Origin of the sequence: Kineococcus aridisoli (assembly GCF_050871885.1) — a bacterium.
Taxonomy (GTDB): domain Bacteria; phylum Actinomycetota; class Actinomycetes; order Actinomycetales; family Kineococcaceae; genus Kineococcus.
This window is the reverse complement of the sequence record NZ_JBJLSF010000134.1, coordinates 1-8,208: the sequence shown is the minus strand read 5'-3', so window position 1 is coordinate 8,208 and position 8,208 is coordinate 1. Positions and strand designations below refer to the sequence as shown.

General features: G+C 79.3%; 9 protein-coding genes. 3 read left to right on the top strand and 6 right to left on the bottom strand.

Features of this window, described 5'->3' with window-relative positions; genetic code table 11:
- Positions 1–76: 76 nt before the first annotated feature.
- From ACRYM2_RS22165 to ACRYM2_RS22140, 6 genes are all read right to left on the bottom strand, one after another.
- On the bottom strand, positions 77–337 hold the full coding sequence (locus tag ACRYM2_RS22165; RefSeq protein WP_432524783.1) for a hypothetical protein: 261 nt from the start codon (positions 335–337) through the stop codon (positions 77–79).
- Positions 338–456: 119 nt separating this feature from the next.
- Positions 457–1,320 carry a hypothetical protein gene (locus ACRYM2_RS22160; protein WP_432524782.1) on the bottom strand — a complete coding sequence of 288 codons (864 nt, stop codon included), beginning with the start codon at positions 1,318–1,320 and terminating at the stop codon, positions 457–459.
- Between the two features lie 88 nt (positions 1,321–1,408).
- Positions 1,409–1,825, bottom strand: a complete 417-nt coding sequence (locus ACRYM2_RS22155) for an ATP-binding protein (protein ID WP_432524780.1) — start codon at positions 1,823–1,825, stop codon at positions 1,409–1,411.
- 125 nt (positions 1,826–1,950) lie between these two features.
- Complete coding sequence (locus ACRYM2_RS22150) at positions 1,951–3,282, bottom strand: HRDC domain-containing protein (RefSeq protein WP_432524779.1); 1,332 nt, start codon at positions 3,280–3,282, stop codon at positions 1,951–1,953.
- Between the two features lie 77 nt (positions 3,283–3,359).
- Complete coding sequence (locus ACRYM2_RS22145; protein ID WP_166617553.1) at positions 3,360–3,962, bottom strand: LuxR C-terminal-related transcriptional regulator; 603 nt, start codon at positions 3,960–3,962, stop codon at positions 3,360–3,362.
- Positions 3,963–4,108: 146 nt separating this feature from the next.
- The gene (locus ACRYM2_RS22140; protein WP_432524777.1) at positions 4,109–4,705 is read right to left on the bottom strand and encodes a DUF3000 domain-containing protein; all 597 of its coding nucleotides are present in this window, start codon (positions 4,703–4,705) and stop codon (positions 4,109–4,111) included.
- Between the two features lie 113 nt (positions 4,706–4,818).
- On the opposite strand from ACRYM2_RS22140, the gene hemE reads away from it, so the two are divergent.
- The 3 genes from hemE to hemQ are packed head-to-tail and all read left to right on the top strand — an operon-like array spanning position 4,819 to position 8,142.
- Positions 4,819–5,895, top strand: coding sequence for a uroporphyrinogen decarboxylase (gene hemE, locus ACRYM2_RS22135; protein WP_432524775.1), 1,077 nt, complete (start codon positions 4,819–4,821; stop codon positions 5,893–5,895).
- Positions 5,883–7,391: a protoporphyrinogen oxidase gene (gene hemG / locus ACRYM2_RS22130; protein ID WP_432524773.1), complete on the top strand. Its 1,509-nt coding sequence runs from the start codon at positions 5,883–5,885 to the stop codon at positions 7,389–7,391. The genes hemE and hemG overlap by 13 nt, the downstream gene beginning before the upstream one ends.
- A gap of 22 nt (positions 7,392–7,413) precedes the next feature.
- Complete coding sequence (gene hemQ / locus ACRYM2_RS22125) at positions 7,414–8,142, top strand: hydrogen peroxide-dependent heme synthase (protein WP_432524771.1); 729 nt, start codon at positions 7,414–7,416, stop codon at positions 8,140–8,142.
- Positions 8,143–8,208: the final 66 nt, after the last annotated feature.

Here is an 8,208-nt window from a genome sequence, read left to right as displayed (position 1 = left end):
GCCCGGCTGCACGTGCAGCCGGGCGCGGGGGGGTCAGCAGCACCAGCCGCTGCACCCGGTGCGGGTGGCGCCCGGCCTAGCGCAGCGCGAGGTCCGCACCCGCCGAGTGCGCCAGCAGGTCCACCACCGGCAGGCCCAGCTGCTCGCGCACCGCCTCGACGGCGTCCACGAGGCGGTCGCAGCACCCGCCCGCCGGGCCCACCGGGTCCGCGGGTGCGGCCGGGCCGGTGGCGCCCCCGGGCAGGTCCAGCACCGCGAGCGCGCGGTGCCGCGGCAGCCCGCCGAGGTCGCCGAGGTGGGCCGCCTCCGCCGGCGGCCCGCCGGGCAGGCGGAGCACCGGTCCCGCCGCGCCCGGGCCGGGCAGGTGGTGGGCGGTCAGGGCCCCGGCGGGGGCGGGCGTCGTGGCGCCCGGCCGATGCTGTCAGCGCCGGCCGGGAGGGGGAAGGCCGCGGGCGCTCAGCTGCGCAGCGCGGCCTCGACGAGCCGGGGGCTGCTCGGGGCGAGCGCGACCTCCTCGCGCGTCACGAGCACCGGCCGGTGCAGACCGCGGTCGGCCGGGTCGGTGGCGGTCCAGGCCGCACCCACGTAGGCGGGGTCGATGCGCGCGAGGTCGAACCAGCCGCGGGTGCGGTCGGGCACCGCCACGGCGCGCAGCACGCCGCCCGGCTGCCGGTCCGGGCCGGCGACCAGGTGCTCGCGCAGGGCGGCGGAGGCCAGCAGCGTCGGCACGTCGCAGCCGGCCACCGGGCGCAGGACGCCGCCACCGCGCCCCCCGGCGTCGCGCAGCAGCCGCTGCACCACGAGCCGCCCGACCTCCTCCAGCCGGGCGAGCTCGCCGGCGCCCGCGTGGGCGGGGCGGCCGGTGGCGCGCGCGGAGACCACCGGGACGGGCAGGGTGCGCTCGCTGCGGCCGCTGCGCACGACGACGCCCAGGCCCAGCTCCAGCGCGCCGCCGAGCAGCGGGCTCGCGCTCCAGCCGTGCGCGGGGCGGCGGGCGGCGCCCACGGGGACGGCCAGCGGGACGGTGCGGGTGCGGCTGCGGTGCAGCTCGGCGTGCGCGCGCAGCAGGTCCGCCACCCGCAGCCGCACCACGTCCTCCGGCTGCTCGGGAGCCGCGCCCGCGGACGGTGCGCGCACCGCCTTGTCGCCCGGCAGGCCGCACCCGGCCGCCCGGGCCACGTCCGACCAGCCCAGCGGCACGCACCCGGGCAGCCGCACGCCGTCGTCGTCGAGGTCGACGTCGACGTCGTCGAGGACGCTGAGCGCGAGCACGCTGCGTCGCAGGAGGGCCCGGACGGGGCGCGGCTGATCGGTGCTCACGTCGCCGACCGTAACCGCGGCGGGCTCCCGCGCCCCGCCGGCGGGCCCGCGGGGTCCCCCGGACGGCCCAACCGCCGCGGCGGGGGCGTCAGCCGCTGGCCAGGTGGAACCAGACCGTCTTGCCGCTGGCCAGGCCCTCGCTCGGCTCCGGCCAGCTGGCAGCGTCCGCGCCGGCCTCGCTGGGGTAGACGCCCCAGGCGGTGGCGAGCGCGTCGACGAGGGCGATCCCGCGGCCGGTCGTCGCGGCGGGGTTCTGGGTGCGCAGCGAGGGGACCCGCTGCTCGCCGTCGGAGATGCCGACGAGAATGCCCTCGTCGTCGTGGGTCAGGGAGAGCACCACGGGGCCGCTGCCGTGCTCGAGGGCGTTGGAGACCAGCTCGCTCGTCAGCAGCTCCGCGATCCAGCGCCGCGCGGCCGGCAGGTGCTCGTCCGGGCAGTGCTCGCAGACCCAGTGCCGTGCCATGGCGGCCGGGGAGAGCTGCTGGTCCAGGGTGAGACGTTCCACCGCCACCTCCGTCGGCGTCGTGCCGCGGCTCCGCGTCGAGCCGCGTCCGACGACCCTGGCGCAGCCGCAGCGGGTCGGCAAGGCGGGAGGTGTCCGGGGGCCGGACCTTCTAGAGCGCTGCGCCGTCAGTCGGCGGGGACGGCCGCGCCGTCGGGCACCCCGTCGGCCACCGCACCGGGGAGCTCCTCGAGCCTGGGCGCCTCGCCCTCCTCGTCCCCGTCCTCGGGGACCCGCGCCGCGGCCATCGCGGCGGCCACGGGAGCGGCGACGAGGTCGAGCTGCCAGGTGCGCGCGCCCCGGGCGGCCAGCGCCCGGCGCACGCCGTCGGCGTCCAGCGGCTGCGGCGGCGCCCACGCCAGGCGGCGCAGCGCGTCGGGCTGCAGGAGGTTCTCCACCGGCAGCCCGTGCGCGGCGGCGATGCCGGTGACGGCGCCGCGGGCGGCGCCCAGGCGGGCGGCGGCCAGCGGGTCCTTGGCGGCCCACGTGCGCGGCGGCGGCGGCCCGTCCCCGCGGGGCGCGTGCGCCGGCAGGTCCGCCTCGGGCGTGGCCAGCCCGCGGGCGACGGCGTCGGCCCACAGCTGCAGCCGCGAGCGCGCGGCCCGGCCGGTGAAGCCGGAGGTGGCGGCCAGCGCCTGCGGGGTGCGGGGGGTGGCGCGGGCGGCGGCGACGATCGCGGAGTCCGGCAGCAGCCGGCCCGGGGAGGTGTCCCGGCGGCGGGCCTCGGCGTCGCGGGCCTGCCAGAGCTCGCGCACGACGGCGAGCTGGCGGCGCGAGCGGACCGCGTGCAGCCCGGAGACCCGGCGCCACGGCTCGGCCGGCGGCGGGGGCGGTTCCGCGGCGGCGACCGCGGCGAACTCCTCCTGCGCCCACTCCAGCTTGCCGGCGGCGGCCAGGCGCTCGGCGAGGGCGTCGCGCAGCGCGACGAGCACCTCCACGTCGAGGGCGGCGTAGGTCAGCCACGGCTCGGGCAGCGGCCGCGTCGACCAGTCGACGGCCGAGTGCTCCTTGGCCAGGCGCAACCCCAGCAGCTCCTCGACGACCGCGCCCAGGCCCACCCGGGGCAGGCCGGCGATGCGCGAGCCGAGCTCGGTGTCGAACAGGCGCGTGGGGCGCATGCCCAGCTCGGCCAGGCAGGGCAGGTCCTGGTTGGCGGCGTGCAGGACCCACTCGGCGTCGCCGAGGGCCTCGCCGAGGCTGGACAGGTCCGGCAGCGCCGCGGGGTCGATGAGCGCGGTGCCGGCGCCCTCGCGGCGCAGCTGCACGAGGAAGGCCCGCTGGCCGTAGCGGTAGCCGGAGGCGCGCTCGGCGTCCACGGCCACCGGTCCGGTCCCGGCCGCGAACGCGGCGACGGTCCGGGCCAGCGCGGCCTCGTCGGCCACGACCGGCGGCAGGCCGTCGGAGGGCGCCGACAGCAGGGGCAGCTCGGGCTGCTCCGGCTCGGTCGGCGCGTCGGTCACCGCCCCACCGTACGGGACGGCGGCGGGAGGGTGACCGGCTGGTCGGCCCGCGCGCGAGCACCGCGCGCGGGCAGCGGTCACTGGATGACGCCGGCCCGCAGGGTGATGGCGACCATCTCGGCGCGGTCGCCGGTGCCCAGCTTGCGCGCGATGCGGGCCAGGTGGCTCTTGACCGTCAGGGCGGACAGGCCCAGCAGGGCGCCGGTGTCCTTGTTGGAGCGGCCGTCGGCCACGTGCTGCAGCACCTCGACCTCGCGCTCGGAGAGCGAGTCGACGCCCGCCTCCCCGCCGCGGCCCTCGAAGCCCACGCCCTCGGGGCGGGTGGTGACCAGGTAGCAGCGCACCCCGGCCGCGACGGCGCCGCGGACGGCGAACGGGTCGGCGTTGCTGGAGAGCACGACGCAGCGGTTCCAGCCCGCCGCGCGCAGCTCGGAGACCAGCTGGGCACCGGAGCCGTCCGGCAGGCCGGCGTCGGCGATGAACAGGGCGCGCGGGCCGGTGCGGGCCATCGCGCGGGCCTGGGCCACGCTGGTGGCGTGCTCGACGTTGACGGCGCCGAGCATGCGCAGCGTGCGCGTCACCGACTCGCGGACCACGGGGTCCGCGACGGCGACCAGGGCCGCGAAGCGGCCGAGACGGGAGGGAACAGCCATCCCGGGGCGTTCGACGAGCGCAGTCACCGTCGTCCTCCTGCAGGCGTGGGGCGCCCGCCGGGTGCGGTGCGCCTGGGTGTGTCTGAGGAGTGATCGGCGCCCGCGGGGTCGGCCTTGACCTCCACGCGCTGCTCCGGTGGGGTGATGGACCGCCACCGGCCGTGACGCGCGTCTCAGCGCTGCCGCCGCCCGAGGGAGACGACGCCCTCGGGCAGCGGCGGCAACCCCGCCACGGTGCACAGCAGCTCGCCCCACGCGTGCAGGTGCGCGGCGGTGGCGTCGGGGTCCTCCGGCGTCCACACCGGCGTCCAGGAGGCCCGCAGCTCCACGTCCACCGACGGCGGGCGGTCCGCGAGCGCGCCGTGGCCCTCGGAGAGCACGCGGGTGACGGTGCCGCCGACGCCGGTGGCGCGCGCACCGCTGGCGCGCAGGCCGTCCTCCAGCCACGACCAGCCGACGTGGCCGAGCATCGGGTCCGCGCCCAGCTCGGCCTCCAGGTCCGCCCGCACGTAGGTGACGATGCGGAACTCCCCGCCCCACTCCGGCGGGGCGGAGGGGTCGTGCAGCAGGATGAAGCGGCCGGTCGCCAGCTCCTCGCCGCCGACGAGGACGTCGCCGGCGAGCGCGAGCGCGAACGGCGCGATGCGGGCCGGCGGGGGCACCTCGGTGAGCGAGACCTCCGAGCGCAGCCGGACCTCCCGCACCGCGGCCACGGCGGCGGCGAAGGCGGGGGGCGCACCGGTGCTGCCCGGTGGACGGCTGGCGTTCACGGCGGGGAGCCTAGGCACGGGCGCGCGCACCGGGCGCGAGCCACGCCGCGCGCCGCCGGACCGCGACCATCCCGTGATCGAGCGCCGCCGGCGCCTCGTGGGAGCATCGGCGGGTGCCGCTCGAGAACGCCCCCTACCTGCACGTCGCCCGGGGGGAGGTGGCCCGGGGCAGCGCCCCCTCGCGCACGCCCGTGTGGTTCATGCGCCAGGCCGGCCGGTCCCTGCCGGAGTACCGCCGGGTGCGCGAGGGCACCACGATGCTCGAGAGCTGCCGGCGCCCCGAGCTCGTCACCGAGATCACCCTGCAGCCGGTGCGCCGCTACGACGTGGACGCCGCCGTCTTCTACTCCGACATCGTCGTGCCGCTGGAGGCCGCCGGCGTCGGCGTGGAGATCGTGCCCGGCACCGGGCCCGTCATCGCCGAGCCGGTCCGCACCCGCGCCGACCTCGACCGGCTGCCCGAGCTGCACCTGGACCAGCTCGCCCACGTCAGCGAGGCGGTGCGGCTGACGACGGCCGAGCTGGCCGGGATCGGCGGCGGCGTGCCGCTCATCGGCTTCGCCGGTGCCCCCTTCACCCTGGCCAGCTACCTCGTGGAGGGCGGGCCCTCGCGCGACCTGCTGCGCACCAAGGCGCTCATGCACGCCGACCCGCAGCTGTGGCACGACCTCGCGAGCCGCCTGGCGCAGATCACCGGCACGTTCCTGCGCGCGCAGGTGCTCGCCGGCGCCTCCGCGGTCCAGCTCTTCGACTCCTGGGTGGGCTCCGTGCCGCTGGCCGACTACGAGCGCCTGGTGGCCCCGCACTCGGCCGCGGCGCTCGCGGCCGTCGGCGACCTCGGGGTGCCGCGCACCCACTTCGGCACCGGCACCGGCGAGCTGCTGGGGGCGATGGCCGCCGTCGACGGCGGCGTGGACGTGCTGGGCGTCGACTTCCGGGTGCCGCTGGACGTGGGCGCCGCGCGCGGACGGGCGGGCGCCGGCCGGCCCGTGGCCGTGCAGGGCAACCTCGACCCCGCGATGCTCTTCGCGCCCTGGGAGGTGCTGCGCGCCGACCTGCACCGCATCCTCGCCGAGGGCGAGCGCGCCGGCGGCGGGCACGTGGTCAACCTCGGTCACGGGGTGCCGCCGTCGGCCGACCCCGACGTGCTGGCCCGGGTGGTGCAGGAGGTCCACGCGTGGCGCCGCTGAGCGGTGCGGGCGCCGGCGGCGCCGGGGGAGCCGCGCCGCCCCCGGCGCGCCCCCGCGTCGTCGTCGTGGGCGGCGGGGTCTCCGGGCTGACCGCCGCCTTCCACCTGGCCGGGGCCGGGTGCGAGGTGCAGGTGCTGGAGGCCGCCGCCGAGGTGGGCGGCGTGCTGCAGCGCCGCGAGGTCGGCGGCGTGCTCGTCGACCTCGGCGCGGAGTCGGTGCTGGCCCGCCGCCCCGAGGCCGTCGACCTCGTGCGCGCCGCCGGGCTCGGCGACGACCTCGTGCACCCGGCGACCGCCCGCGCCGCGGTGCGCGCCGGCGGCGGCCTGCACCCGCTGCCCGCCGGCACCCTCATGGGGGTGCCCGGCTCGGCCGAGCAGGTCGCCGGGCTGCTGGCGCCCGCCGACGTGGAGCGGGTGCGCGCCGAGGAGGACCTGCCCGCCCCCGCGCTGGAGGAGGACGTGGCCGTGGCCGACTACGTCGCCGGCCGCGTCGGGCGAGCCGTGGTCGACCTGCTCGTCGAGCCGCTGCTGGGCGGGGTCTACGCCGGGCACGCCGGGCGGCTGTCGCTGCGGGCGACCGTGCCGGCGCTGTGGCGGCACGCCGAGCGCGGCGGCTCGCTGCTGGCGGCCGTGCGCGCCGCGGCCGCCGCCCGCCCCGCGCGCGACGCGCCCGTCTTCGCCGGTGTCGACGGCGGTCTGGCCCGGCTGCCGCACGCCCTGGCCGGGGCCGTCACCGCCCGCGGCGGCGCCGTGCGCACCTCCACGCCCGTCACGGGCCTGCGGCGCGAGGTCGACGGCGAGGTCGACGGCGAGGGCGGGGGCTGGCGCGTGGGCACCGCCGCGGGCGAGGAGCGCGCCGACGCGGTCGTCGTCGCGGTGCCGGCCCCCGCCGCCGCCCGGCTGCTGGCCGCGGTGCCCGCCGCAGCCGCGGAGCTGGCCGCCGTCGAGACCGCGAGCATGGTCATCGCGGCGCTCGCCGTCCCCGCCGCCGAGCTGGCGGGGACGGCGGGCTCGGGGGTGCTCGTGCCGCCGGTCGTGGGCGCCGCCGAGGGGCTGCACGTGAAGGCGCTGACCCTGTCGGCGAACAAGTGGGACTGGGTGCGCGCCCAGCGCGAGGACGTCCGCGTGCTGCGGGTCTCCCTGGGGCGCGCGGGCGAGCGCGAGGCGCTGGAGGCCGACGACGCCGACGTGCTGCGCTGGGCGGCCGCCGACGCCGCCGCGCTGCTGGGGCGCGCGCTGCACCCGGTGGACAGCGCGCTCGTGCGCTGGGTCGACGGGCTGCCGCAGTACGCCGTCGGCCACCTGGACCGGGTGGCGCGGCTGCGCGCGGCGGTGGCGGGCGCGGGCCGGCTGGCGCTGTGCGGGGCGGTGCTCGACGGCGTGGGCGTGCCCGCGTGCGTGGCCGCCGCCACCCGCGCCGCCGAGGAGGTCCTCGCCCAGCTCGGCCGGCGGCCGGGCGAGCGGTCGGAGGAGGAGGTCCGCCTGCCGGGCCGGTGAGGGGCCGGGGGAGGATGGGGGCATGACCGAGCAGGCAGCCCCGACCCCGCACGCCACGACCCCCGCCCGCAGCGCCGACGAGATCAACCAGACCATCGCCTACACGATGTGGTCGGTCTTCGCCGTCGAGACGACCGTCGGCGACGCCGACCGCGCGGCCCTCGCCGACGAGGTGCAGGCGCTGCTGGACGAGCTGACCGGCAAGGGCCTCGTCGTGCGCGGCCTGTACGACGTCGCGGGCCTGCGCGCCGACGCCGACCTGATGTTCTGGTGGTACGCGCCGACGGTCGAGCTCGTGCAGGAGGCCTACCGCCGGCTGCGCACGACCCGGCTGGGCCGGCACCTGGTGCCGGTGTGGTCGGTCGTCGGCCTGCACCGCCCGGCGGAGTTCAACCGCGGCCACGTGCCGGCGTTCATGTCCGGCGAGCGGGCCCGCGACTACGTGTGCGTCTACCCGTTCGTGCGCTCCTACGACTGGTACCTGCTGCCCGACGACGAGCGCAAGAAGATGCTGCGCGACCACGGCCTGGCCGCCCGCCCCTACGAGGACGTGCGCGCCAACACCGTCTCCGCGTTCGCGCTGGGCGACTACGAGTGGGTCCTCGCCTTCGAGGCCGACGAGCTGCACCGCATCGTCGACCTCATGCGCGACCTGCGCAGCACCGAGGCGCGCCGCCACGTGCGCGAGGAGGTGCCGTTCTTCACCGGGCCGAAGGTGGCGCTGGGCGAGCTGGTCGCCGCCCTGCCCTGACGCCCCCCGGCGCGGGCCGGCCACGCACGACGCGCGAGAGGCGCCGCACCCTTGGTGCGGCGCCTC

What these genes read in the sequence shown, in the direction of transcription:
- hemQ (WP_432524771.1), top strand. Translation starts at nt 7,414, where the DNA reads ATGACCGAGCAGGCAGCCCCGACCCCGCACGCCACGACCCCCGCCCGC.